Annotated in this window: 34 protein-coding genes and 1 pseudogene; 18 read left to right on the top strand and 17 right to left on the bottom strand. The window is 54.0% G+C overall.

What is annotated here, in order from left to right; all coding sequences use genetic code 11:
- Positions 1–299 precede the first annotated feature (299 nt).
- Positions 300–1,010, top strand: a complete 711-nt coding sequence (locus QFZ70_RS07305) for a biosynthetic peptidoglycan transglycosylase (protein WP_307094729.1) — start codon at positions 300–302, stop codon at positions 1,008–1,010.
- Between the two features lie 36 nt (positions 1,011–1,046).
- Here the strand turns inward: QFZ70_RS07305 and QFZ70_RS07300 are convergent, their stop codons facing one another.
- The 7 genes from QFZ70_RS07300 to QFZ70_RS07275 all read right to left on the bottom strand — a co-directional run bounded on the left by QFZ70_RS07300 (position 1,047) and on the right by QFZ70_RS07275 (position 3,712).
- A complete protein-coding gene (locus tag QFZ70_RS07300) occupies positions 1,047–1,526 on the bottom strand; it encodes a CAP domain-containing protein (protein WP_307094728.1) in 480 nt (159 codons plus the stop codon).
- A 74-nt stretch (positions 1,527–1,600) separates the two neighbouring features.
- The gene (locus tag QFZ70_RS07295) at positions 1,601–1,945 is read right to left on the bottom strand and encodes a hypothetical protein (protein WP_307094727.1); all 345 of its coding nucleotides are present in this window, start codon (positions 1,943–1,945) and stop codon (positions 1,601–1,603) included.
- The gene (locus tag QFZ70_RS07290; protein ID WP_307094726.1) at positions 1,942–2,202 is read right to left on the bottom strand and encodes a hypothetical protein; all 261 of its coding nucleotides are present in this window, start codon (positions 2,200–2,202) and stop codon (positions 1,942–1,944) included. Before QFZ70_RS07290 ends, QFZ70_RS07295 begins: the two co-directional genes overlap by 4 nt.
- Before the next feature lie 51 nt (positions 2,203–2,253).
- Positions 2,254–2,367 (bottom strand): DUF1660 family phage protein, encoded by a 114-nt coding sequence (locus QFZ70_RS18985; RefSeq protein WP_373461553.1) that lies wholly within the window; start codon positions 2,365–2,367, stop codon positions 2,254–2,256.
- A complete protein-coding gene (locus QFZ70_RS07285) occupies positions 2,364–2,639 on the bottom strand; it encodes a hypothetical protein (protein ID WP_307094725.1) in 276 nt (91 codons plus the stop codon). The genes QFZ70_RS18985 and QFZ70_RS07285 overlap by 4 nt, the downstream gene beginning before the upstream one ends.
- Before the next feature lie 163 nt (positions 2,640–2,802).
- Complete coding sequence (locus QFZ70_RS07280) at positions 2,803–3,315, bottom strand: hypothetical protein (RefSeq protein ID WP_307094724.1); 513 nt, start codon at positions 3,313–3,315, stop codon at positions 2,803–2,805.
- Entirely contained in the window at positions 3,308–3,712 is a 405-nt protein-coding gene (locus QFZ70_RS07275) for a hypothetical protein (RefSeq protein WP_307094723.1), read from the bottom strand. Before QFZ70_RS07275 ends, QFZ70_RS07280 begins: the two co-directional genes overlap by 8 nt.
- 229 nt (positions 3,713–3,941) lie before the next feature.
- Here QFZ70_RS07275 and QFZ70_RS07270 point away from each other — a divergent pair, with 229 nt between their 5' ends.
- Positions 3,942–4,346 (top strand): hypothetical protein, encoded by a 405-nt coding sequence (locus QFZ70_RS07270; protein ID WP_307094722.1) that lies wholly within the window; start codon positions 3,942–3,944, stop codon positions 4,344–4,346.
- Positions 4,347–4,381: 35 nt separating this feature from the next.
- Positions 4,382–4,729 carry a hypothetical protein gene (locus tag QFZ70_RS07265; protein WP_307094721.1) on the top strand — a complete coding sequence of 116 codons (348 nt, stop codon included), beginning with the start codon at positions 4,382–4,384 and terminating at the stop codon, positions 4,727–4,729.
- 51 nt (positions 4,730–4,780) lie between these two features.
- Here QFZ70_RS07265 and QFZ70_RS07260 read toward each other — a convergent pair whose 3' ends face one another.
- The 4 genes from QFZ70_RS07260 to QFZ70_RS07245 all read right to left on the bottom strand — a co-directional run bounded on the left by QFZ70_RS07260 (position 4,781) and on the right by QFZ70_RS07245 (position 8,619).
- Entirely contained in the window at positions 4,781–5,629 is an 849-nt protein-coding gene (locus tag QFZ70_RS07260; RefSeq protein WP_307094720.1) for a hypothetical protein, read from the bottom strand.
- 998 nt (positions 5,630–6,627) lie between these two features.
- Complete coding sequence (locus QFZ70_RS07255; protein ID WP_307094719.1) at positions 6,628–7,245, bottom strand: hypothetical protein; 618 nt, start codon at positions 7,243–7,245, stop codon at positions 6,628–6,630.
- 256 nt (positions 7,246–7,501) lie between these two features.
- Positions 7,502–7,807, bottom strand: coding sequence for a hypothetical protein (locus QFZ70_RS07250; protein WP_307094718.1), 306 nt, complete (start codon positions 7,805–7,807; stop codon positions 7,502–7,504).
- A gap of 98 nt (positions 7,808–7,905) precedes the next feature.
- On the bottom strand, positions 7,906–8,619 hold the full coding sequence (locus tag QFZ70_RS07245) for a replication-relaxation family protein (protein ID WP_307094717.1): 714 nt from the start codon (positions 8,617–8,619) through the stop codon (positions 7,906–7,908).
- 273 nt (positions 8,620–8,892) lie between these two features.
- On the opposite strand from QFZ70_RS07245, the gene QFZ70_RS07240 reads away from it, so the two are divergent.
- The 15 genes from QFZ70_RS07240 to QFZ70_RS07170 all read left to right on the top strand — a co-directional run bounded on the left by QFZ70_RS07240 (position 8,893) and on the right by QFZ70_RS07170 (position 18,153).
- Positions 8,893–9,171 carry a hypothetical protein gene (locus QFZ70_RS07240; protein WP_307094716.1) on the top strand — a complete coding sequence of 93 codons (279 nt, stop codon included), beginning with the start codon at positions 8,893–8,895 and terminating at the stop codon, positions 9,169–9,171.
- An 87-nt stretch (positions 9,172–9,258) separates the two neighbouring features.
- Positions 9,259–10,173, top strand: a complete 915-nt coding sequence (locus QFZ70_RS07235) for an ERF family protein (RefSeq protein ID WP_307094715.1) — start codon at positions 9,259–9,261, stop codon at positions 10,171–10,173.
- Between the two features lie 279 nt (positions 10,174–10,452).
- On the top strand, positions 10,453–10,884 hold the full coding sequence (locus QFZ70_RS07230) for a hypothetical protein (RefSeq protein ID WP_307094714.1): 432 nt from the start codon (positions 10,453–10,455) through the stop codon (positions 10,882–10,884).
- On the top strand, positions 10,885–11,325 hold the full coding sequence (locus tag QFZ70_RS07225) for a hypothetical protein (protein WP_307094713.1): 441 nt from the start codon (positions 10,885–10,887) through the stop codon (positions 11,323–11,325).
- 220 nt (positions 11,326–11,545) lie between these two features.
- The gene (locus QFZ70_RS07220; RefSeq protein WP_307094712.1) at positions 11,546–11,776 is read left to right on the top strand and encodes a hypothetical protein; all 231 of its coding nucleotides are present in this window, start codon (positions 11,546–11,548) and stop codon (positions 11,774–11,776) included.
- Between the two features lie 711 nt (positions 11,777–12,487).
- Positions 12,488–12,928, top strand: a complete 441-nt coding sequence (locus QFZ70_RS07215; protein ID WP_307094711.1) for a YopX family protein — start codon at positions 12,488–12,490, stop codon at positions 12,926–12,928.
- Positions 12,925–13,245, top strand: a complete 321-nt coding sequence (locus QFZ70_RS07210) for a hypothetical protein (protein ID WP_307094710.1) — start codon at positions 12,925–12,927, stop codon at positions 13,243–13,245. The genes QFZ70_RS07215 and QFZ70_RS07210 overlap by 4 nt, the downstream gene beginning before the upstream one ends.
- Positions 13,246–13,321: 76 nt before the next feature.
- A complete protein-coding gene (locus tag QFZ70_RS07205; RefSeq protein ID WP_307094709.1) occupies positions 13,322–13,564 on the top strand; it encodes a hypothetical protein in 243 nt (80 codons plus the stop codon).
- Positions 13,536–13,778 (top strand): hypothetical protein, encoded by a 243-nt coding sequence (locus QFZ70_RS07200; RefSeq protein WP_307094708.1) that lies wholly within the window; start codon positions 13,536–13,538, stop codon positions 13,776–13,778. Before QFZ70_RS07205 ends, QFZ70_RS07200 begins: the two co-directional genes overlap by 29 nt.
- A 62-nt stretch (positions 13,779–13,840) precedes the next feature.
- Positions 13,841–14,389: a hypothetical protein gene (locus QFZ70_RS07195; protein ID WP_307094707.1), complete on the top strand. Its 549-nt coding sequence runs from the start codon at positions 13,841–13,843 to the stop codon at positions 14,387–14,389.
- 14 nt (positions 14,390–14,403) lie between these two features.
- The gene (locus QFZ70_RS07190; RefSeq protein ID WP_307094706.1) at positions 14,404–14,979 is read left to right on the top strand and encodes a hypothetical protein; all 576 of its coding nucleotides are present in this window, start codon (positions 14,404–14,406) and stop codon (positions 14,977–14,979) included.
- 811 nt (positions 14,980–15,790) lie between these two features.
- The gene (locus QFZ70_RS07185) at positions 15,791–16,327 is read left to right on the top strand and encodes a hypothetical protein (protein ID WP_307094705.1); all 537 of its coding nucleotides are present in this window, start codon (positions 15,791–15,793) and stop codon (positions 16,325–16,327) included.
- 72 nt (positions 16,328–16,399) lie between these two features.
- Positions 16,400–16,891, top strand: coding sequence for a DUF3846 domain-containing protein (locus tag QFZ70_RS07180; protein ID WP_307094704.1), 492 nt, complete (start codon positions 16,400–16,402; stop codon positions 16,889–16,891).
- Between the two features lie 4 nt (positions 16,892–16,895).
- Positions 16,896–17,726: an ArdC family protein gene (locus QFZ70_RS07175; protein ID WP_307094703.1), complete on the top strand. Its 831-nt coding sequence runs from the start codon at positions 16,896–16,898 to the stop codon at positions 17,724–17,726.
- A 1-nt stretch (position 17,727) separates the two neighbouring features.
- Entirely contained in the window at positions 17,728–18,153 is a 426-nt protein-coding gene (locus QFZ70_RS07170; protein WP_307094702.1) for a hypothetical protein, read from the top strand.
- Positions 18,154–18,297: 144 nt separating this feature from the next.
- Here the strand turns inward: QFZ70_RS07170 and QFZ70_RS07165 are convergent, their stop codons facing one another.
- From QFZ70_RS07165 to QFZ70_RS07140, 6 genes and pseudogenes are all read right to left on the bottom strand, one after another.
- A complete protein-coding gene (locus QFZ70_RS07165) occupies positions 18,298–18,594 on the bottom strand; it encodes a hypothetical protein (RefSeq protein ID WP_307094701.1) in 297 nt (98 codons plus the stop codon).
- A gap of 237 nt (positions 18,595–18,831) precedes the next feature.
- Positions 18,832–19,587, bottom strand: a complete 756-nt coding sequence (locus QFZ70_RS07160; RefSeq protein ID WP_307094700.1) for a hypothetical protein — start codon at positions 19,585–19,587, stop codon at positions 18,832–18,834.
- Positions 19,584–20,330, bottom strand: a complete 747-nt coding sequence (locus QFZ70_RS07155; RefSeq protein ID WP_307094699.1) for a hypothetical protein — start codon at positions 20,328–20,330, stop codon at positions 19,584–19,586. The genes QFZ70_RS07160 and QFZ70_RS07155 overlap by 4 nt, the downstream gene beginning before the upstream one ends.
- 229 nt (positions 20,331–20,559) lie before the next feature.
- Entirely contained in the window at positions 20,560–21,372 is an 813-nt protein-coding gene (locus tag QFZ70_RS07150) for a hypothetical protein (protein WP_307094698.1), read from the bottom strand.
- A 255-nt stretch (positions 21,373–21,627) separates the two neighbouring features.
- Positions 21,628–22,566, bottom strand: a pseudogene (locus QFZ70_RS07145) (YifB family Mg chelatase-like AAA ATPase); the annotation flags it as partial.
- On the bottom strand, positions 22,567–22,923 hold the full coding sequence (locus tag QFZ70_RS07140; protein WP_104042119.1) for a YraN family protein: 357 nt from the start codon (positions 22,921–22,923) through the stop codon (positions 22,567–22,569). It abuts the pseudogene before it with no gap.
- Between the last annotated feature and the right edge of the window lie 123 nt (positions 22,924–23,046).

Here is a 23,046-nt window from a genome sequence, read left to right as displayed (position 1 = left end):
AGACTTTTGCCATCACCTTCGTATTTCACGAGGGAGTACTTTAAATTCTGGTGGGAGATATGGAACCTAATGCCTCAGTACTTGATGAGACCCAACCGACAGTAGAGCCGAGCTTTCGTCCTCCAGCCAGCGAGCCAATCCCTGAATCCCAGCGGCCAGCTCGTCCCCCTCAGCCGAAGGCAAAAAGGCAAGTTCGGAAAATCTTCGCTACGGTCGGGATCTTCCTGGCTACTATCCTGGCTGCGAGTGAGCTCACTGCCGTTGCCCATATCTGGTTCACACCGGATCGCACTTCATACATGCGACTCGACGGCGAGCCGATCATCTACCAGTACGTCTCCCTAAACCACGTCAGCCGCTACATGGTCGCTGCAACCATTGCTCACGAAGACCAAGAGCTCGGTACACGAGCTGGTGGTTTCGATATAGAGGACTTCAAAGCAAGAGCAGAAGCGTACTTGGCCGGCGAGGAAGATCCGAGTGGTTCCACCATCCCGCAACAGCTCGTGAAAAACATCTTCCTCACGCCGGACGAGAATGCCGTCAGAAAAGGCGTTGAGGCTGTCCTAGCTACGCAGTTCGCCTACACGCTGTCAGATCAGAGAATTTTAGAGCTCTACCTAAACTACGCACAGTTCGGACCGAACCTTTATGGCGTATGTGCGGCCAGTTGGTACTACTTCAATACCCCGCCCTGGGCTATGACGCCAGAGCAAGCCGCCCTACTCATGGGCATAGTGCCCTTCCCAAGCCTGATACAACGAGGCCCAGAAGGCGGGGCTTATGTGGACAAAGCAACCTATCCAAAGACGTGGGACAACCTGAATGGCGCAGCTAACGTGTGGGTGCCAAAGCAGATAGAAGGCATGGGCGGATGGCAGGCTGCTGTAGCGACTATAGGAATTACTGACACGGCCGCGGATCATGCAGATAAGCGGAGCAACCAAGACGCTTGTTCAACGATGCCTCGGGCCGTAGCTGATCGGATAAAAGTAGATGGCGGAAGCTAAGTCAGATTGATGGTCCGGGAATCTCCGGACCATCAATTACCGTCGAGTTGCGAAGTGGGCCGCGACGTAAGCGTTGCCCTTTTCATTGATAGCAAAGCCCACGCCAAACTCATGCCAATTACCAAGCATGGCCCTTCGGTGACCGAGACTGTCTTCCCATATCTTGCACATCCTCTCGGCGGCGGACTCAACGTAGCACTCCATGAGGTTCTCGGCTACATACGGTGAAGAGTATCCCTCGTCGCGGGCGAGATCCCATGCCCAAGCTTGGTTACCTTCTGGCCCCTCATGCCCGTAGTAGCCATGGATCACCATGTGCTCAGTCTTCCGGGTGGCGGACCTGCACAGCTCGTCCTTGAGCGGGATGCGTTCGAGTCCCTGGGACTGACGAAAGTTGTTGATTGCACCAGGAAGATGCACGATCTGTTTCTTGATCGTGAGCACGTCTGCCGCTGCTTGCGCCTTGGTATAGATGAACGGTGGCGGGCCTGGCCACCGAATCTCCTTGGGCTTCACAGGCCTCGCTGCTGGCCTTTGCTTACCGATACCGAACATAGGCTAAGAATAGCAGTGGAAATAGAAAAGGGAGCTTAGTTGCTCCCTTGGTCTTTCAGTTCTTGGCGTTTGCCCCGTATGACATCAATAGATACGCCGCTATTCATATACCCGCTTGGATAATTGAGCATGGTTCGACAAGCTGCTTCTAGCTCATCCAGCAATCGCTCTTTGGCTGCTCGCTCAGACTCCGTAACAATCGGCTCAAGCATGTCGATTAATTCGATTGTACTTTTCCGCGATGTCATGAGCGAGAGTCTCTGGTACACCTCCGCACGAGCAAGCACGAAGTCCATATCGTCTTTACTCGTCATGTCGATGTTAAGCTCATGCTTCACTAGGACGTTAAGTAACTTCTCCCGTACCTTGTAATCACTCATCCCTGCTCTCCTTGTGACTTGAGTTCGGCTATGCGCTTATCTATAAACTCATCGACAAGATGTGTTCGGACAATAGCTCTAGGGCCAGAGGACACTGATAGCGCATCTTTGACCCTGAACAATACGGGTTTTAGCTCATCAATCCTCGCCAGATTGCACTGCTGGGTGATGAGGGCTTGAATACGTTCCTCAAAGACATCCAGCGCCTTGACTTGTCCCTCTTGGTTCATTGGGGTAGCCCCAACTGGCAACTGCATCCTGAAATATTTTTAGCTCTTTGCGTAGTTCGCTCTTCTCTATCTGGGCCATCACCCTCTCCCCCGTCCCCATCTCTGACAATATGCCTTCTGGTGAACGCGCTCTTCGTAGTAGCCAGCGAACATATCCCACTTGTGGCCTAGGAGTCGGCAGGAGAGACTCATGACTTTGCCTCAAGGGTGAAGCCTTTTGCGATAGCACGTTGACGCTGTTCGCCTCGTAGCTCGTTTTCGATGCGTATCGCAGCATTCTTCATGATTTTTTCGCTCATCGGGAATGACCGTCCGCGTAAATACTTCACATCTTCCCCAACTATCTCCGCCACCATTGCAGAGAGGGCGGCTTTCACCTTGTCCAAGTGGCCAGCCTTGAACTCTTGAGCGTGGCGGTTTAGCACCTCATCTATCGTGTCTGGTTGTGAGGTGTTAGCCCTCATGACCTAGCCCTCCGCTCTAACCTGACGAGCGTCGGAATCAAGACAACGAAGGCTCCGAGACATGCCCCCCTTATGAAACCCCAGGTGTCAGAGTCCATGGCGAATAACAGAAGTGACGCCAAGGCGATCTCCAGTAGAAACAGGAAGCAGAACTTTAACATAGCTAGAACTGCCCCACCGTCACATACTTGGCGTGAGCTGCTGCCCAATCACCGCCAAAGTTGACCTCGACGTACAGCTTCACTTGTGAGAGTTGCTCAGTAAGAGTTCCCTGGGTTCGACGTGCCAGGTGCCAAACAGGTTTGTCGCGTTGGAAGGTTCGCCAGCCTTGTGCGTCTAGAACCATGTCAGTGACGTAGCCGTAGTCAGCTTCAGCGATGCCGGCTGCTGCCATCTCGGCCGCGAACGTATATGGCTCTAATTGCTGGACGGGAGCTGGTGGAGGCGTCGGAGCTGGTTCAGTAACTATGGGTGCTGGCTCTACAACTACTGGTGGAGTGTCTTGAGGCTGCGGGCGATCTGAAGTTGATTCATGCGTCACGGCGCTCGGTTCGCGGGCCTGGATCTGGACCGCTTGGTTCTCTTCTGGCTTAGGTTGCTCCTGGTTCATGTAGATGATTACTCCTGCGCCAAGGACGGCGACTGTTACTGCTGATATGAGGAGAGGCTTACGCATGGTTGAACTCTCCTGCATCGTCTAACGCGATTGCTAGCTCTAGGAGCACGATAGCGAAGTTCTTACCAAGAATCGCCGCATCAGGATCGTCAAGACTGTCGCTCGTAAGTGAGAGCGTCTCCTGGTTTAGATTCACAATCGTGAAGTCGTAGTTGCGCAACTTCTCTCGTAGGTAGTCAGAGGTGTACAGAGGGACTGCACTGTCAGAACCATATTCTTCAAGTTCGTAAATGAAGTCGTCTTCATCGTTGTCCTCTTCGTAGAACGCTCGTCGTATGTATTCGCTCGGAAGCCCTACGTTGGCTTTGACCATCCAGTCGATTTCATACTTCCAGCTAGGGAAGCGTCTATACACTTCCTTACATAGCTCAAATAGTTCTGTATCAGGAGCGCTCATGAGCTCGCCCCTTCTTCACCAAGAACCTCTCGAATGTCTTCGAGTGTGATCCCTTCTTCAAACTGTTGTAGTGACTGTTTCTTCATGGCATTTATCCTGCTTAATTATCTGTTGGGATTATGCGCCATTTTGGTTGAATGTTCAATAGTTTTGATGGTGTGAAATAGACAACAGGCAGGACGTCCTGAGTTGGCTATGGGTGGTGTATCTCCTCGAATAGGATTGAAGCATGAAATCAAATAATGGGGGCGGACGTGCTGATACCGATGCAGCAGCTCAAGACCGAACGAATGAAGAGCTACTGAAACAGCTGGCTGACAAAACCTTCTGGGGGAACGTACTTGCCGGGGTTCTGGCGTCAATCGTATTTTTCCTGCTCACGCAAGCGTGGGAGGAGATGCAAGAGGTCTTCGTCCAAGTATCCGGAGGATTCACCTTCGTAACGGCGGGCATCCTAGTAGCCTTCCTAGCGTTGGTTGGAGTCAACATCTGGCAAACCTCTCGCCACACTCGGGACAAAAAAGCCATGGGCAACTTCGCGTTCATCATCTTGCAGCTCGTCTTTGCCGTTGTTGGCGTTTCCCTTGTCATCCTGATTCTTACCAAGTCGGTTCCCTCAGTAGCCGGGGGATAGCCACCCAACACCGTCAGCTGGAATAGCATTGCCTCATGAGTGAGACTTCCGAGGCGGAGAAGCAGTCCAAGCCCTGGCAGTGGCCTGGCGAGTGGATGCGCGATGAAAAGTTCTGGCGGGATGTCGGCAGCCGAACGATAGCCGGATTCATCGTTGTGATCCTGGGCTACTTCTCCGCCATCGGACTGGGGTACGTCCAACAGCCCAACTACCGACGACTTACCGTCGTCGCTATAGCTGTCGTCTTCGCGCTCATCATGATCGCGTATGGCATTAGAACTACGCTCAACCAAGACAAGAAGTTCATCTCGAACATAGTCAAGTTTGTGGGAGCTGGGGCAATATCTCTCGCGCTCGTAGGAGTAGCGGCATATATACCGTAGCGAAGACCATAGTCCCACCCTCCCCTACTACTTGAGGGGCGAGACCAGCTGTCATTGCCCTATAGCCCGTGGCTGGTCATCGTCTTGTGCTTCATCGAGTGCGACCAAGATAGCCAGGTTCTCTTCTACCTTTGAGGGATCAGCTTTGAGGGAGGGCGTCTTATCGTAGATAGCCATCTCACGAGTAGAGAGCGTTCGCGAGACAATAACAGGCTGCCCGTCTGGACCTGTGTACTTGAGGAATAGGAGAGCCCCAGCCTTTAGTGCAACGCTAGGTATGTCTGCTGTGGCGTTTATTAGCTCTACAGCACTGCTCACGTTCTTCTGATCGACGTCAGCCTGCTTGTCCTGAACATGGAGCCGTCCGTACTGCTCTGCCTCTAATGCGAACTCTTTAGCTTTAGCCAGGGACTCAGCCCTTACCTTCTGGCCTTTAGCGCCGTTCCAAGCAGCTAGAAATCGGGCAATGAAAGAACCACGCTCTACTTCGACGATGCGGGGCGTCTGGTAGCCAAGTTCACTGGCGATGCGCTGCGTTGCCTTGATAACCCTGAGAGCTGAAACAGCGTCGTCGGTGTCCAGGAAGAGGCTGATATCCATGTCAGGCATCGGAGTCTCGGGCTTGCGGGCGAAGCCTACCGCTTGCTGGATAGCGACGACTTCGGAATCACGTCGTATTTCCCATCGGCCAGTCTCCGCATTGAGAACAGCCCTGCCAAAACGCGAACGGAACCGACGTAAGTTCTTGTCGGTCTCATTGGCTGCGGGCTGGTCGTTTTCCTTCTCAGCCGTCCTGCGTTGCTTCAACAACGCCTCTGCTCGTCGTTGAGCAAAGGACTTGAGATGGCTGCCCTTCTTCTTGGCCTTGCCCACTGCCCCACTGATGCGCCGTTGAACCATGAGGCGATGCTAGCAGAGGGCACACTCCCCTACTCCCTACTACTTGAGGGATCGACCAGGACAAACCAATTACAAACTATTCTCTACTCCCTGCCAATGCTCACGTATCTTCATACGGCTTGCCAGTTGGGATCTGTTCCAACAAGGAGATCAATAGTTCAGCGCTCAGTAAGTCAGGTGAGTCAACATTTAGTCACGGTTCACCAAGCCTGTGAGGGCTGCACCAACAGTTTTGATTGAAAGCATGTGAGAGCGCTAGGAGTGTCTCTTACTCCGGCCTAGCTTTTTGGGCTCTAGGTTCAGCCATTACCGTACTTGGTCTCAGACTGTTTCTGGCGTAGCAGAGTTATTCAGCGCTCACAGCTACCTTCAAGCGTTATAGACGGAGAAGAGGGGGTTGTGCAGGTAACCTTTGATCCGACTAGTGCCCAAAGGTACGACACGGCTATACGCAACCTAATCCCTCATCACCGCCTATAACATAGACTGCGAACTATTTTATTGTAAAAGTATTTGCATAAGTAAACAACACTGCTAAAATAGAAGCAGATTAGGTTGCCAAGCAAGAGTCTCCATTATAGGGGGCTCTACTTTTTTCTTATACCCCCGGCTGACAATGATTAGGTTGCCAAACGGTTACTAGTCATTATGAAGATCATGTGATGCAAGTCAATCTTGACAAGTGATCTAGCGCACTTTTCCTGTGGAAAACCGCAGCGAAACAGTGGATAAGTACTATTCAAAAAGCGCCCCATGCTTCATAGTCATCCCCATGGATCTTCTAAAACTCACAAACAAGACCTACGTTGTTCCTGAACTAGGTGTCCCCTACTTCGAGCCAACCTTTGCAGAACGGCAAAAGCTCTTGAAAAAACACAAGTCTTTCTTCATCATAGGGAAGCCTGGTATCAAGCCACGTAGGAGCGCTTCGGCAGTAGACGCTCCTCCAACGCAAAAGCCCTAGACAACGTCCAGGGCTTTTTGTTTCTATAGGTTATCTACCCGACGTATTGCACTTCAGTCCATGTAGAGAACACCTCCCAGGCATCTCCGTAACTTGTCGGCTCTTCGCCGCCTTCGTGTACAGACACCGCGCGCACACTAAGGCCACGTTCTTCTAAAGCGTCAAAGATAGGCACTGGTGCGACCCATGGCGTATCAAAACTGAGGACTACCCTCGTATCGCTAGGAGCTACAGTGAGAACTGCGTGACTCGCGCCCCATTTCGTACCCCAGCGAGCGTTCTTCCACTCATACCAAGTGGCATACCCGTATTCTTGCTTATTCTTGAAGGCTACCTTGCCGATGTTGTAGACCTCGGGCTGCTTGTCTTCGAGAGTCGATGCGAATTCTTCCCGAGTTTTAGCATCTGGGTACCGGTCTCTGAACCATGGGAATGACGACGTATACCTGAAAGCTTCATCATCGTGCGCAGCCAATCCAAGGTCTGTACTACTGCCGCTCTCTATATTTAGGGCATCAGGCATGGGCACAATCCCTTTGAAATCAAACTCTGTATCGCCGACTTCGAAGCCGAGCTTCGTATCACTTATAAGGGTAGCTATGTTTTCTTTGCTGCCGGTTATCTCCACATGGTTAGTTGTCCAGTTTGGCATATTCAATTTTCTCCGTTATTAAGTTATAAGTAATTTTTCCTTGGTTAGCCCAAGGCCATCCCAAAGATGAAGCAGCCTACCCCGACTATCACTAACCGGCCTTCTGGCGTCTTAGGCCACGGCCTTGGGCGGTAGTAGGCCTCTGAACGTGGCCGAGAGCGTCCGTAAGAAGGATTTGTTTGTTCAGACGATAGCGAGTTCGATTCTTGAACTATCGCGCCACTGTGGCTGTCTACTGTGTGATAGCGGTAGGCCACTAGGCTTGTCTACGGGCCACATCAACGTAATACTCCAGAACGTCCCAGTTGATGCCTACTGATGCGTCATGGTGGTTCTTAGCGTCTTTCAGTATGTCCATTGCCTGATCATCACTCAGTTCGGGAGCAAGACCCTGAATGTCCTCGATCGACCAAATCGCAGCGATCTGAGTCGTAGGATCGTAATAACTCCCGATGATGTCCTTCGCCAGCACGGCCGCAGCCCCTTGTGCATCCGTCCACGGTTCATCGAGCGCCAATTGCGCTATCTCAAGAATTTTTTCTTCTAGTTGGTTTTGCGTCATATAGATACTCTCCTTTTATCTGTTGGTGACTGTCTATATTATGCGCTCCTTTAGTTGAATATTCAATAGTTTTCACCCCTGTTAAGTAGTAGTTTTTACTACTTAACATTGTCGGCAAATCCTTCTATATGCATCAGCTCAAACATGTGCTCATAAGCCCCTAGCTTACCGTGCATGTAGCCCTGAAGGTTCCGAAGCCCTATATCTGTCTCGGCAAGGAATAGCACGCTAGGAACGGTCTCAATCTCCCCAGGCTGCACACCATCGAATACAGCGACGTACTCGCGCAGCTTCTTTTCAATCTCTATGCGGCTTTCATTGTCGCGATCTACCTCTATCCAAAGAGATACGAGCTCACTTTTATCTGTCAGCTCCAGCTCTACAAAAAAGTCAGGGCGCACGGTGACGCCAGCGAGGCGCATGTGAGTATCAGGCTCACAGTAGTAGCCGCGTATCTTCACCTCTCCCCTGTCCTCACGCTCACACAGTTGAGCGAAGACATCGGCCACTCGTAATCGGTGCTCAGATATAGCGGTGAAACGAGGGCGGAACTTTCCACGCTTGCCAAGGTATTGCCAGCCAACCGCTCCGAGCTGGTAAACAGCCGGCCCTGAGCCCTTGTGATCTCCCTGCACCTGGCGACGCCCCATCCGGACGATGAACTTATCCCGCATTAGTTTCTTAGCTACGTTGTCCCATGAAGTTTTGCTCTTTATACCTGGGAAATGTAGCTGCCAAATATGACCAGTCGAAAGCTGGCCAAAGCGGTCAAGTGAGTGCAGAATATCGGCGTCGCGAGGACTTAGGCGCATGGTCGCAGTATAGAACAGGTTAGTCTCGCGCCAAAGCCCTGTGTTTCCGCTGGTGGGACAGCCATCTGGTATGTGTCCAGACCCGCACCACGCACATGTCCAAACACATAGCAGTATCAGCAGTGTTTTCCACAGCTAGCGTTGCTATTTCTACAACTCGAAGACTATTGAACATTTGGGGCTTTCGTTCATAATGAGCATTAGCAAACGGGCACTACCCACACCGCGCAGATTTACAACTCGGCGAATACAAACCTAATAGAAAGGAGTGGCATGGATAAACACATCTACCCACCACAAAAGAAGATCGGTAGCGAGCCGCTATCGGTAACCGTTCCAGTAGGAACCAAAGAGACGCTAAAGCTCTACAGGTTCTGGCTCCAAGAGAACGGCCTACCAGATGCCGCTAACGGCACCGTTCTTTTCGTCAACACAGTTCAGCATAACGACAAGTTTAGAGAGATCTTCTACGAGATCGAGAAAGGAAAAAGCCGTGGCAAACGATACCTCGACGGAATTAAGGCGACAAAAGCAAGTCAATCCGCACGCTAAGGCGCTTTCGGCTATCCGTGCACGTCGTGCGGCAGTGCAGAGCCGGCCATATGTTGCTAAACGGCGAGACTTCGCCCAGGAGCCCACATGGACCCCGGTGTAGAAGAACAGGGCATGCAGCCTTCGGTGATACCTCCAAAGATTGCTAAGGCACTTATTGCTATCCAGAAGGAGTTAGAACCGCTAGTCCGATCTGCGGAAAACGACGAGTACGGTAGCAGCTTTACACCTTTGGATGAAGTGGTGACAGCTGCCTACAAGCTCCTGGCCAAGCACAAGATTGGTGTCATTCAGCCGCTGACGACCCTCGATGGTCTGGCAGCGATTAGAACGATCCTCTTCTGCCAGGACGGCACAAGCTTCCAGGACGTGACGAAACTGGCCCTAGCAAAGATTGATCCTCAAAGTCACGCTTCAGCGATCACCTACACCCGTAGGTATGCCCTTATGGCTCATATAGGTCTCACATCTAAGAATGATGACGATGACGGCAATAGAGCCAGCGGAGTATTCCTGAAGCCGACAGACGAGCAGCTTGAGCAGATCAAGTCACTCTGCATGGCCATGAAATATCCGACTGATCGAATAGCGGCTGAGATCTGGAAGGTGAAAACTAGGGACCACGCGACGCTTACCATCATGAACCTCAACAAGATGATCTCTCATCGCGTCGCAGATATCGAAGCAGCAGACCGGGCACTGGAGATCGAACAAGGCCAACCAGGCGAACACATATCTGTTGTCACTGATGACGACATTAACCAAGATCCAGACAGTAAGAGCCTGGAGGGGCGCCTAGATGCACTGGGACTAGCCAACAAGGGATTCGTCAACAAGTTCATTTTCTCTGTCACAGGTAAGCCGTTCCTAAGGAACTGCGACGCCAAAGACAAAGCACTACTGAACACTGCGCTCAACAACGTTGATGCCGGCATCCGACAGCTACCAACTGAGTGGTATCCGAACAACAAGATCCCGGTAGGGCAGGGAAAGCCCTCATGATCCGCCCCCGATACCAGAGAGCACGCCATCGACATAGTCGTCGATCGCGTGAGCCGCCTGCACCCGCCCGCTATTCGCGCTCTTGCGAATCAGCTCCCAGTGGGCATTAGAGAAGCAGTGGTGGACTTTTGCTTCACTGCAGACCTCACACCAGAGGAGCGGAACCTAATCATCAAGCACAACGTCTGCATCCCCTATGAGCTCTTAGAGCTCGCTAAGTACAAGGAGGTGCATGGAACAAACATAATGGTGGAATTGCCACCAAGGAACACCAAGTAAATGGCACGCACAAGAATCACTCGTCAGGACTTCCTGGCGATCAAAGCCAGCTTCAAGAACGGGCTCTCAGCCAAAGAAGTTCAAGAGCTACACGGCCGCGGTGAATCAGTCGTTCGACGAATCAAGAACGCTCGATCATGGACCGCTTACCAGTCAGCAAACTGTGAGCGATACAACCATCGCAAAGCCGATGGGCTACTCGACACCAACCTCACTAAGGAACAAGCACAGGCGTATCTAGATATGCAGACGCAGCTTGAGACGGTGAAAGGCGAACGCGATACATACAAGGAGCGTGCAGCTCGCTTCGAGAAGCTCAACGCTACGCAGGCGGCAACCATTGCCAGCTATCAACGTGCTGATCTAGAACGAAGCATCAAACATGCCCGACGCAGCCTGAGAATCCTTGCCAAGTTCCGGAGGGCTAACTAGATGCCAGGCGCAAAGATCACCAAGATCAAGTTCTACTCGATCAACCGCGATGTAAAGGCTGCTGTGGCAGCTGACACGTACAACGCCGAAGAGATCGGTCGAAAGCACTATGTAAGCCGCGAAACTGTAAACGCAGTACGAAGGGCCGGCACCTGGCCTCAGTGGCTGCGGAATAAGGCAGAGGCTAACCGGAAAAGAGTTGAGAAGGCCAAGAAGTTGATCAATGTTCCAAGTGTCGCGACTGCTATCGAGCAGAATGGTGACGACGAAGAAGAAATGGTGACGATCGCCCGAGCACAGTTCAATCACTTCGTTGGTCTGGAAAGGCGCGTAAAGAAGCTCGAAGATTGGCGCAAGGACCATCAAACATGCCGTCCTGCGTCTCCTCAGATACTCGTGAAGGAGCCAGCGCCGAAGCGCCGCTTCTGGAGCCCACGCTAATGTCGGGAACGTCCGCAGGATCGAAGAAGGCAGTCGCAACGATCCTTGCTAAGAATCCCAACCACTTCCGCGACATCGGCCGCATAGGAGGCAGTCGGGGCACGGGCGGCGGATTTGGTGACGGCGAAGAAGGACGGGCTAGGGCCAGGTTAGCCGGGGCGAAGGGTGGGCGCATAAGTAAGCGTCGAAAGAAGTTCACTAATCAGGAGGGCAACCTCTGATGGCTGTTGACTACAGGGACACCCTGATCACCTACCTCAAGAGCGAGACTCTCGAGGACGCGGCTAAGAACCTAAACATCACAAAAGCGGCGCTGTTGGCACGCATGGGCGTGCTGCGTAAAGCAGGTGTCAAAGTCCCTCAAAAGGGCAAGAAGTCACTGACGGCACTCGACGTCGCCCAGCTCAACGCGATAATCAACAAGCACGCCAAGGAAGTATCAGCGGCCTAACGATCCCCAGGCACAGCACAGTGCCGGCACACGAAGACCCATGAGTCTATGTCGGGACCGAGCTTGTGAATCGCACATTTATATAGAGACCGCTTCAGGCAGTTTGAGCAGTAGTGCTCGTCGAGCCCCTGGCTCACCATGTAAGCGGCTACACCATCGCGGAGGAAGTCACCTCGTTCTATCGACGCCTTTGTAGGTCGACGACCTAGACGAGCGTTGATGATCTCCTGGATACGACGAACCGAACGTGAAGAACCAAGTTCTTCTTTTATCATCCAAGCTGCCTTGCGAGGCACCTGGCTAGCCAGCTCAATGATTCGTTCGTCTTCGTCGTACATTGTGTAGCTACTTAAGCAAAGTGCGCGCGTCGCGTAAAGACCGCACATCGTACAACCTAGCTTGTACGTCGCATTTTTCAGACCCGCTAACAGAGGTCAGAGAACGAAAAACTATGCCACAACATTTTTTGACGCAGCTCGCCACTCGACAGACGGATGTCTCCATGGCATACGAGGCTTATAAGAGCAATCAAAGTTCGATGTTGTCAACCGCGCAAGCTTTGCAAGGCAAAAGGACTTTTCCACAGCCGCCGTTCAAGCCCAGCACCAACCGATTCTGATTTGCGCAGAAGCGGACAAATAATCAGGTTCTTACAAACCGGTGCTGGGCTTGGGTTACGGCCCATCAATAACTAAATAGGAGAACGCATGAATGAGAGAGATCAAGTTTAGAGCTTGGGACAAGAGCAAGTCGGAGTGGCTTGGTGCTGATGCCTGGTTCGTCCGTTCACATGACTCCGTGCTCGTAGTTTGGCCGGAAGTAGCCAAGGGGATGCAAGTAAGCGTGCACATGGAGACTCTGGACAGCTCGCGGGTAGCGCTCATGGAATACACCGGCCGCAAGGACGAGAATGGCGTTGACGTCTATGACGGCGACATCATCACTCTTATCGACCTGGCTAGCGACTACACAGAGAAAGTCAGTCGTGAGAAGTTCGGTGCCTTCGTCGTGGAGTGGTCAGAGCATCTATCAGGTTGGTACCCAAAGTCTTTGAACGGCTACGAACCCGACGAAACTTGGTGGGACACCTGGGAAATCAAAGTAATTGGCAACATCTATGAGAACCCTGAGCTGCTAGAGGCAGCATCATGAACGTAGCTTCACCAGAACTATCGGAAGACTTGTATGCGCTCAGTAATTGGTGTCCAAGCGAGCGTTGCAATGGAATCCACTATGCGACGTCCCCACCGCCCTACTACCTTGGCTACTTACTGAGGAAGCTGCCATCGCTAAACGCGACTGGATACGTTCAATTAACAAAGACAAGGGACGCGTACCACGCCCTTTACACAATCAATGGCAAGGATCGCATATCAGAAGTCTTGGAGGTTACACCTGAAGACGCAGTGGCGAAGCTAGCCATCGAGCTATTCAAGCAGGGCATTCTCACGAGGGACGGTGATGAGTGAGCACTTCATATCAGTTCGCGATGAGTTCAGACTCGCTAGGAGCCGCGAAGCCGCTCTAAAGCGTGAACTAGGAGCCATGGACAGCTACATCGAGCTAGACGAGATACAGCTCGTCCACCGCTACGACGAGATCCACAGACTGGAACAACAGCCACTCTTAGACGAGCAGCGCCAGATGGTGGACTTCATCAGCCTCGCGCTACTGGACCGCATCGAACACAAAATAAGTCCCAGCTTCCGAGCTCAACTGGAGCAGGAGGCACAAGTAAGTAACCAAGAAATGGAGGCCTATGGGCGAACTGATCAATTTCAATACTAAGAAGCAAGAAGAAGGCCCATCCCTGTCTCTCGAGCTACGGCTCGAAGCTCGGAAGCTAGACGGCTACGCTGACCTGGGGCCGGTAGACCTCGTGGCTAAGACGGAGCACTACCTCGCACTGGAGCAAACCGACCTAACCGACATGCAGCGCAAGGATGTCCGAAGCATCCTGAACCACCTTCTAGGTGAGATGGAGATGCGCAGCGCCGAGTAGGTCAAACCAATGTCCTAGCGGCCGTTAGCATGTTCAACAGGAACCGAGAGTGCGGGGGACGTGTGGAAATCGGAAGCTGGGCCGACTGGGTATCAGGAGGGGCAACAGCTCTGGCTCTGTTCCTCGGGCTTGCGGGTCTCTTGAGGGAGCGGAAGAAAGATCGCGAACTAAGCGAAAAGATCGCGGAAGACGAGCACCAGCGGAAGAAGACGGAACTCGCCGCTCAGGCGTCAAAGGTTTCCAGCTGGTTCGACCAAAACAGCAGCAGTGTCATGGTCCGTAATGCCTCTGAGAGCGTCATCTATGACGTGTTCGTAGTCCTCGTCAATGGCCGCTTCCAGTCCGACGGAACTCCCCTTTTGGTAGACGAGGTAGGCGAGATGATTCGCCTCGTACCGCCTGGCCAAACTGCGTCGATACCCGTGCCGCTTCCAAACATGGCTTTGTCCCACTACTTGGTCTCCAGCGACCTGACGTTCCGGGACGCTCAAGGGCTCACGTGGTTTAGAAACAACTGGGGCAAGCTGGAGAAGAGAGACGAGGATGTCTTCCGCCATTACGACCTGGAGAAGCCCTACAAATATGCCGACCACTCCCTGCAGGTTTTCTAGATTGGGACTTGAAATTGGCTGGTGAGATAACTCAAGAAGCGATACTTCTGGCACTAGGCGGAGCCGGCCTTGGCGCAACGGGAGCCGTAGCAGCGCAAATAGTAGCTGCGGTCTTCACTGCTCGCCGCGAAAACAAGAAAGCCCTGGCTGAAGAAGCCCGCTGGAAGCTAGAGAACGACGCCAAGCGCCGCGACCGCAATCTCGACCACAAGATTGACCTCTTTGGCCGGTTCCTGTCTGTTGCCGAAAGCCTCTATCAGGACATGGCATGGGGAACCCAGATCACGGACGAGGAGTTTCACGCTTACCAGCCTCGAATGCAGGAACTCCGAGACAAGGCGGAAGAGATTGGTCTCATCGCCCCCGAGGTCTTCAGGCACACCCAAGCGACGCTTAGGAGCATCGGCAAGATGCTGGAGATCAAGACGCCTTTTCTCTGGTCGGCAAAGACCGGGAAACCATCCATCGAGCAGGCTGAGGAATGTGTAGCCGCATGGATACGTCTAACTCGTGGAGCCATCCGGTCATACATCAACTACGAGCCGGTTGATTGGGATGAGAAGGAACTCAAGGAGTTAGGGCTGCTCTAGGTAACGGATACGCCGCTGCCCCTACGAGAGTTCGGCCAGCAAAAGCCTCATTAATAGACGTAAGTATTGACTAAAAAGGTGCCCTCAATCAAAATGAGCGCCAGGAGGATGCTATTAGTAAACTAAGCGACCTACACCTGTACTTCGAGAAATTAGATTCAGAAGATCTCTTGCCAGTTCGGAAACGAATCATCAAGAAGAAAAAGAGCACATAACATACGGTGCTCGCCGTCCACACTTCACAGGTACTCTCCCAAGTTATCTCGTGGACATAGACCGCGCTGGTTCGGTTTTCCCAGCAGCACCGTGCTCCATCCAAGATCACAAGCCATTGCGCCCTTGGATGGGTAGACGAACCCATTCGCCTACTTCGCACCTTTCTCAAAACTCTGTCTACAAGGAATCTTCCTTGTTACAAGAAACGACAGCATCAGGGTGCGTCCACTCGCACAGTAGCCGCCCTGGTGCACCTTGTCTCACCTACAATCCGAGTAGTGTCCGATTGCCGGTGAGACTGGGTAGAGCACAACCCAATAAACCAATAAGGAGGTGATATGCCTGACAACGAACGCAATATACCCAGCGAAGCGGCGCAAAGACTAAGGGACAATTTGAAAGTCCGAGCGCGAGAACACGAAACAGATGCACCTGATGACTACCAGGTAGGCCTCGTGCTAAAGGCCTTGGCTGATCACACAGCAATAATGCAAGCCCTTCACTACCGCCCCGACCCCACAAGTCCGTGGGTCGAAGCTACCTCCATGGGCAGGTGGTTCCATGACACGGGTGATGTGTTGCTAGAGGCAGGTTCATGAGCGTCTCTTCTGAAAAGGGCGTCTCCCTAGAGAAGTCAGTAGCCAAGCTTCTACAGAAGAAGCTCGGAGCGCGAGTATCCAGAGACAAACGCAGCGGCGCCGGCTCTCATCACAAGACCGACATCAAAGATTACTTCCAAGACACTCCCCTAGACATCGAGTGCAAGAACCACAAGACGATCAAGATCAAAGAGTGGTTCCGACAGGCGCTATCCGGCGCAAGTTTCAGTCGCATTCCGACTGTCGTTTTCCAGGCTGACGATGAAGTCCTAGCCACCCTGCGTTTCAGCGACCTCGTGGACCTCATTGCCGAGACTCATCAGACGCGTGAAGAAGTGAAGCGGCTTTCTGCACCTATTACCGTTCCCAAGCCACTCAGTAACGAGATCGATCATCTAGTAGGGCGCACAACGGCTAGCGGGTCGTACAAGACCTGTCGCAACGGCCACATCATCAGCAACGGCCAGCTCAAGTGCCTGGCAAAGGGCTGTCAGTTCAGCGCCGGCTACAAGCCGAAGAAAGAGAAGAAGTAAGCCCTGATCGCGGGCTTGATCCTGTCCTCAACCGAGGCCAGGTAAAACCCACGATCTAAGGAAGTGGTAAGCGTGATTCACGCAATCCAGATCCCAGTAGACGAACAACGGCCCCTTTACAAAGTAGCAATCAACGGCCTGTCCTCCATGCAAGAAGCAGTTGGCGGTTACGTCCAGTTCATCGACCTGGGACCGCTGCACGCGTCGATGGTCATGAACGAGGAAGGTAAGCTCCAGAAGCTTCCGATCAACCGCCGGGCGACACTTATGTTCTGGCTGCTGTTCCCCAGCGTCCGGCACAACGACGTGATCGTTGGGGACGCCATCCTCGTCGGGCTCCCCGATAAGGATGGCAACACAACCGACGTTCCCCAAGAGGTTGTCGATCTCCTGTTTGGAGAGAAGCAACTGAAGGCGGAGTTCCAGACCTTCGACGACGACAACAAGTTCAACGGCAACCTGATGCGTTTTGACGACTACTTTGTGGCCGCCAACTATGCACTCGGCAAGGCCGAATCTTGGACAGCGGTTCAACGCTGCCGAGTCGTTCTGGCTGAGGACTAGAGCAATGACCGGGGAACGGCTTACAACGCCCCCTCACTGGCCTGATCTGCTCAAGACGGCACTGGAACTGCCTGGACAAGCTGGAAGCACGTACAACCGCTTCAGGCGCTTCTCGCTGGGTAACCAGGCTCTGCTCATGATGCAGGGGCTTACGGAGCCGGTGAACACCTACAAGGGCTGGCTCGCGCTGGACCGGCAGGTAAAGAAGGGCAGCAAGGCAAAGGTGATCTATGTGCCTATGTTCCGGAAGGAAACGACAGAGAAGGGCGAGGAAGAGAAGCGGCTATCCGGCTTCAAGCTGGTTCCGTCAATCTTCGGCGTCTCGGAAACTGAAGGCGAGGATTTACCCGAGTACCAGCCGCCTCATTGGAGCAAGGAGCTGGCGATGAGCAAGCTCTCTCTGATCCAAGTTCCCTACGAGTCGCTGGAAGGCAACTCACAGGGGTACTCGATTGCACGTACGTTCGCGATCAACCCGGTTGCGGTCTATCCGTTCAAGACAACACTTCACGAGTTCTCGCACATCGTGGCCGGGCATACCGTGCCTGACCAGATGGATGAGTACCGGACCCACCGCGGGCTCTTTGAGTTCGAAGCCGAGGGCTCCGCTTATCTGCTGATGAATGAGCTTGATTCAACCGATCAGTTCAACGCCTCAGAAAGCCGAAGCTACATCCAAACATGGTTGCAAGGTGAAGATCCACCTGAGTCATCCATCAAGCGGGTCTTTAGTACGGCGGACAAAATTCTCCGTGCTGGGCTAGACGAGCCGGAAGGAGATGAACCCGATGTCGAGAGGAATCTTGATACCAGCGGACAACTCCAGGCCGCTTGAGGTGCAGGAGTTTGCCGACTTGGAAGATGCGCTTGGCGGAACCGTTGAGCGCTTCCCTATCAGTCGGCCAGATGCCTCCCTCATCCAGTTGGAGAGCGCACCCTACCTTGATCTACCGACCAACCGGAGGGGAACTCTGATCCGATGGGTGCATGCCACCTTCACAAGAGGAAAGCATGTAACTGTTGGCGATGTTGTCCTTGCCGGCCGTCTGGATGACCAGGGAGCCTATGAGGACGTACCCGAATGGTTCGAGAAGGTACTGCTTGAAACCGAGCACTTCATGGTGCATGCGCAGTTCATTGAAGACATGCTATGGCGACAGCACGAGCGCGTCTTTGACGACTGGGAGCAGGCCTACACCTCGGTTCTGCTGCACGCCGAGAGGAATGCGTTCGTCAACCATGTGCGTGTCGTTCCTGCCTAGATCGTGGGATCAGCCTCACTCCCCTGCGGAGTGGGGCTTTTCTCTTTTGTGAGGGGATTCGACCCCGCTCTTCTCGAGGCACAAATGAAAAGACCCCGTCCAACTGCGATAAGAATCAAGCAGTTGGACGGGGTGTATGGGTGGTTAGTCGGCGGACGGTTTGAAACCATTCCTTCTTCCGCGGATGTTATCTGCGTTGGCCAGGACCTCGGCAGTAACGACTTTCTCGAAGTCAGCCTTGCTGACGATGATCTCTTCGCTGTTGCCATCCGGATGACGCAGCTCAAGCTCGACGACGTTCGTCACGCGCTTGAGGCCAACCAGTTCTTCAGCAGAAGCATCGAACAGCTTGCCAGCGCTACGGACGACGACAGTGATCACTTTGTCATCGGCCAAGATCTCGCCGCTGATATCAGAGGTACGAATCGACTTGTAGCCCATCTTGTTTCACCTCCTTCAAGGTGCAGGTACTAGCAATCACTGGATGCGATCACTACTGCCGCTTGATTATGAGGCAAGGCTATTTATTGTCAATAAGAGAATTGATATAATAGACCGTGAATGAAAGAGTTTGACCTAGTTAGCTTTCTGAAGAAATCCACTAAAGCCAGTGGTGTCAAACTTAGAGTCGACGTGAAAAAGGCGCCGGAACTCCGACGCCTTCTCAAGAAGCAATGATCACTCTTTTGCTTGGCCCTGGTTTGCGGCCTCAGCTTCTTCCATCCCTTCAAGGAACTTTTGCCGTTCCTTTTCATCCCGCGCGTCACCGTCGCGTGCAATGACGCTCAAGCCACGGGCGCCTTGGGTCCACTTCTTGTGGGTAACGGTCATCTCTCTTATGGAACTGGCCACATCATGGATTCCGTACTTGACCATCCGGCGTCGCAGCTTGTAGATGGACCAGTCAAGAATTGCTTCCGAGGTCAGCTTGTCTTTGTAAACATCTCTTGGACCCCAATACGTGACGGTTCCCTCGTGCCGTTCCGGAAGGTCGGAATCATATCTCTCGGTCGCTGAATCCCAGTGGGTGCGCCACTCCTGTCCAGGTGCCAACACCGGGATCACCTCTGGAAGCTCTACTACTTCTGCATCTTGTTGCGTCCTCGTGGGCAATGGATCGAGTTGTAGCTTCACGTCAAAAGCAGCGGTCTGTCCATAGTTTCGGATCACCAGGTCGATGAACTCAGGGCTGATGCTCTCTTCCATATATACGACGACGTAGGGCTGAGCCTTCTCCAGTTCAAGCTTCTTTGTCTGTATGCGAGCCTTTTTTGCCTCTCGCAGCTGCCAGGCCGCGACTAAGGCAGCCAAGATCGCGATTGCAAGGGTGGCAGCCGAAGAGACGGCTGAGATCCAGTCAGTGGCACTAGGGGCGTCGTCTTTTACTGCCTCAACAAGCTGCCGTGCAAGGTCAGCCCATTCATCCTCTGTCACTTGGCAGGCTCACCCACGTTAGAGCTCACTTCTTCTTCCCGAAAGACTTCTCTCCCTGAGACATGGCGCCAAATCACGTGATCCAGTCGCCGTGGTTGAGTGGGGTAAAGCTCAGCGACCTTCTTGATCAGTTCCGCCGCCTCCGAAGGAGTCAGCTTCCGACCCCTAAGGTCTACGTGTTCTTCGATGAATCGGATCACCATGCGGTCAGGCTTCACGGATTGGAAGCCGGCCAGGATGAGTAGGTAGTTGTAGGTAACCCCCGAGCGCTGGCTCGGCAGACGCAGCCAGGCCTTTTTTAGAGCTTCAAGGCTCTCGTCATTAGCGTACGCCGTATGAAGGTCTTCTCGCGTCCTGTAGCCGAGCTTGCAGTGCAACACTTCAGCGGCTTGGCGGATAACTTCCGCTTTCAGGGGAGCGTTCGCCTTGGAGTGAGCGGGCTTGCGGTTGTTGACTAGTTCTGCCCAGCCAGCGCTGCCTCCCGCCTCATTGAACGTGGCCAGCAGTTCCTCGGTGCCATCGCGGTCAGCGTCACCACCTTGAGCGCGCCGATATGCCCTGTACTCGTTGACCACGTTAATCACGGCCTGATAGTTCGAGCCGGTTGAGTAGATGGAGTCGATGATGCAAAGGGCCAAGCTGTGCGGGTAGCCGTCAGCGGTTATCCACCGAGATTCGTCACCGAAGATGTCGCGGCATACCCCTGTCAGCTGCTCCGCTTCCGCGGTGAAGTCAGTCGTCATTCCTGGACTCTAACAAGCTTTCATCGTCGAGCTGATCAGGACTCAGGTATGTGTACCAGCGCAACTCATCCACGGTGCTCGGGTTGACGGTAAAGCCGGTCTCCGGATCAAACGAACAGACCGGATCACTCCCCCGCCGGTCGATTGATGAGGCGCCGCCGTCAGCGGGACTAAGGTCATCGTGGCCCATCATTGCCTCTTTCCGCTGTCTCAAGCCAGAGTTCACTTATCACGACGCTGCTACTTCATCCACATCGCTCAAGGGAGTCTGGGAAAGTATTGATTTCTTCTCAAGCTCGGCCAGACCTTCTGTGTATTTGCTATACCCAGGTCCAAACGTAGCCACGAAGGCCGCAACCGAAAGAATGGGCAGCAGAGGCTTCGTGAGCTCCTTCAGGGACACCGCGAAGTTATCGAACCAACCAACTCCGAATACGTGGATGTAGTAGACGCATGCGATAAGGGCAAGCAGAGCAATGTACCCGCCAAGGAGAGATCGGGCCGTTTCGGTGGCTTTGGCAAATTTTTCGCTGTCAAGCTCTCGCACTCGGAAGGCCCACCATCCCAGAATGGAGGTCGCGGCGATGTGCGGGACAAAGAACGTGATGACAAGTGCTGCCCAACCACTTCCACTCGTCGCCGGAAATATGACCGACAGTGCGGTAGGAAGTGCCCATTCCCCACTCACGCGAAGTGCTACTGGCAGGGACACCACCAGAATGGCCAGATCTATAATCACTGGTGCGACGAGCGCCAGCAGCACCGTCCTTCGTGCAACTTGACGTTTCTTTGCGAGCTTCGGATCAGAGTCCTCAGCCTTTATCTCGCTCTTACTCTTTTCGAGTTCCCCGTCGACCTCCTGGAACGCCGCCAGAGAGGAACCAATAAGATCGCTGAGCCTGTCCGGAGAAAGATCTTTGGTGGTTTGCTCACCCTTTTCGTCGTGCCCAGCGTCTAAGTCGTGCCACGCAGCAAGTTGTTCCGCGATGGCTTTCCGTTGCAAGGTCAGAAGATCGACCCTGCGGAGCTTTTGGGCCTCCACCCGCTGTATCCTGAAGGCCCAAATCGCCGTTACCAGCGCAATGACAGGCCCCAAGGTGACAAGCAGGTTTGGAAGGAATTCAAAAAGGACACTAGAGCTATCCAACACTTCTCCCGGCCACTGTCGATTCTCGCTTCATGCTATGACTCTATGGGAGGGAAGCCATACACGGCGGGAACTACCTAACCGACGCGAAGACCGCTCACTGCCTAGCCAACGTTCCTTGTGTCCCGCCGTGGTATGCCCTAGATTTGACGCCTCGTCAAGGAACAGGACGCCCCGGTGGGCGCGGGAAGCGGCGCCCGGCCTCGGAAGGCCCGAGCCGCCGCCGATAATGGCTGCGGCTGTCGCCGAGTGGTGCGGGCTTTCGAAGGGCGGCCGCCGCAGCAGCTGGACCGAGGACGACGGCAGGCTGCACAGCGAGTGGATGGCAGTGACTTCCATGGCCTCGTGGTCCGCCAAGTCCGGCAACAGCCCGGGGAGGCGCTCCGCCAGCATTGTTTTGCCGGCGCCGGGAGGTCCCGTGAGGAGCAGGTGGTGCGCTCCGGCCGCTGCCACTTCCAGGGCCTGCCGGGCGTCACCCTGGCCGGAGACGTCCGCCATGTCCGGGTGCACGCCTGCTTCCTCCGGGACGTCGCAGGCATGTTCAGGGTCCTCCGGTTCGAAGTCCAGCGCGAGTTCCTGGGGGTCCGCCCCGGAATCAAGTGCCAGCCGGGCAAGGGTGCGGTATCCCCGGACGTTGGCACCAGGCACCAGGGCGGCCTCCGCCAGGTTCGCCTGCGCCACCACAATGTCCGGATACCCGGCCTGGACAGACGCCATAACGGCGGGAAGGATGCCGCGGACCGGGCGCAACCTGCCATCCAGTCCCAGCTCAGCGATGAAGACCGTATTGCCGGTGGGCTTGATGTCGTTCGCAGCGCGGAGCACGGCCATGGTAACCGCCAGATCGAAACCCGACCCGCGTTTGGGAAGGGAAGCAGGAATAAGGTTGGCAGTGATCTTCCGGCGGCTCAGCGGTATGCCGGAGTTCTTGGCGGCTGATCTGATGCGTTCCTTGGCCTCGTTCAAGGAAGCATCCGGCAATCCGAGGAGCACAAATGCCGGCAAGGTCTGGCCGATGTCAGCCTCGACTTCCACGATGTACCCGTTCAGGCCCACCAGGGCGATGGAGTAGGTTCTTCCCAAGGCCACTCACCCCACCCCCTTGAGGTGCTCCACCAGGGGTTCGCCGACGCCATCGTCCACTACTGCGATCACGTCCACCCGCCGCAGCGGCATCCGCAACTCCCGGTCACGGCACCACGCTGAGCCGAGCCGGTGCAGGCGGGCCAGTTTCTCCGGGCCAACAGCCTCGAAGGGGTGCCCGTAGTCGAGGGAACGGCGTGTCTTTACTTCGGCAATCACCAGGGCGTCGCCGTCAAGCGCCACGATGTCTATTTCGCCTTCGGTGCAGCGCCAGTTGCGCTCCACCACCAGCATGCCCAAGGACTCAAGATAGCCAACCGCGAGGTCCTCGCCGTGCCGGCCCAACAGGTCTTTTGATTTCATTTCTACCTCCGCAACCAGCCTGCGGCGGCGTGGTTGCGAAGGTAAGGGAGCTTATCCCGTATGTGTACTACGGCCCCTGTGCAGGAACAGTCAGCAGGACAGGGAGAGCCATCAGCGCAGGAA

Origin of the sequence: Arthrobacter sp. V1I9, from assembly GCF_030817075.1 — a bacterium.
Taxonomy (GTDB): domain Bacteria; phylum Actinomycetota; class Actinomycetes; order Actinomycetales; family Micrococcaceae; genus Arthrobacter.
The sequence above is the reverse complement of the archived record's forward strand: the minus strand, read 5'-3'. Positions and strand labels throughout refer to the sequence as shown.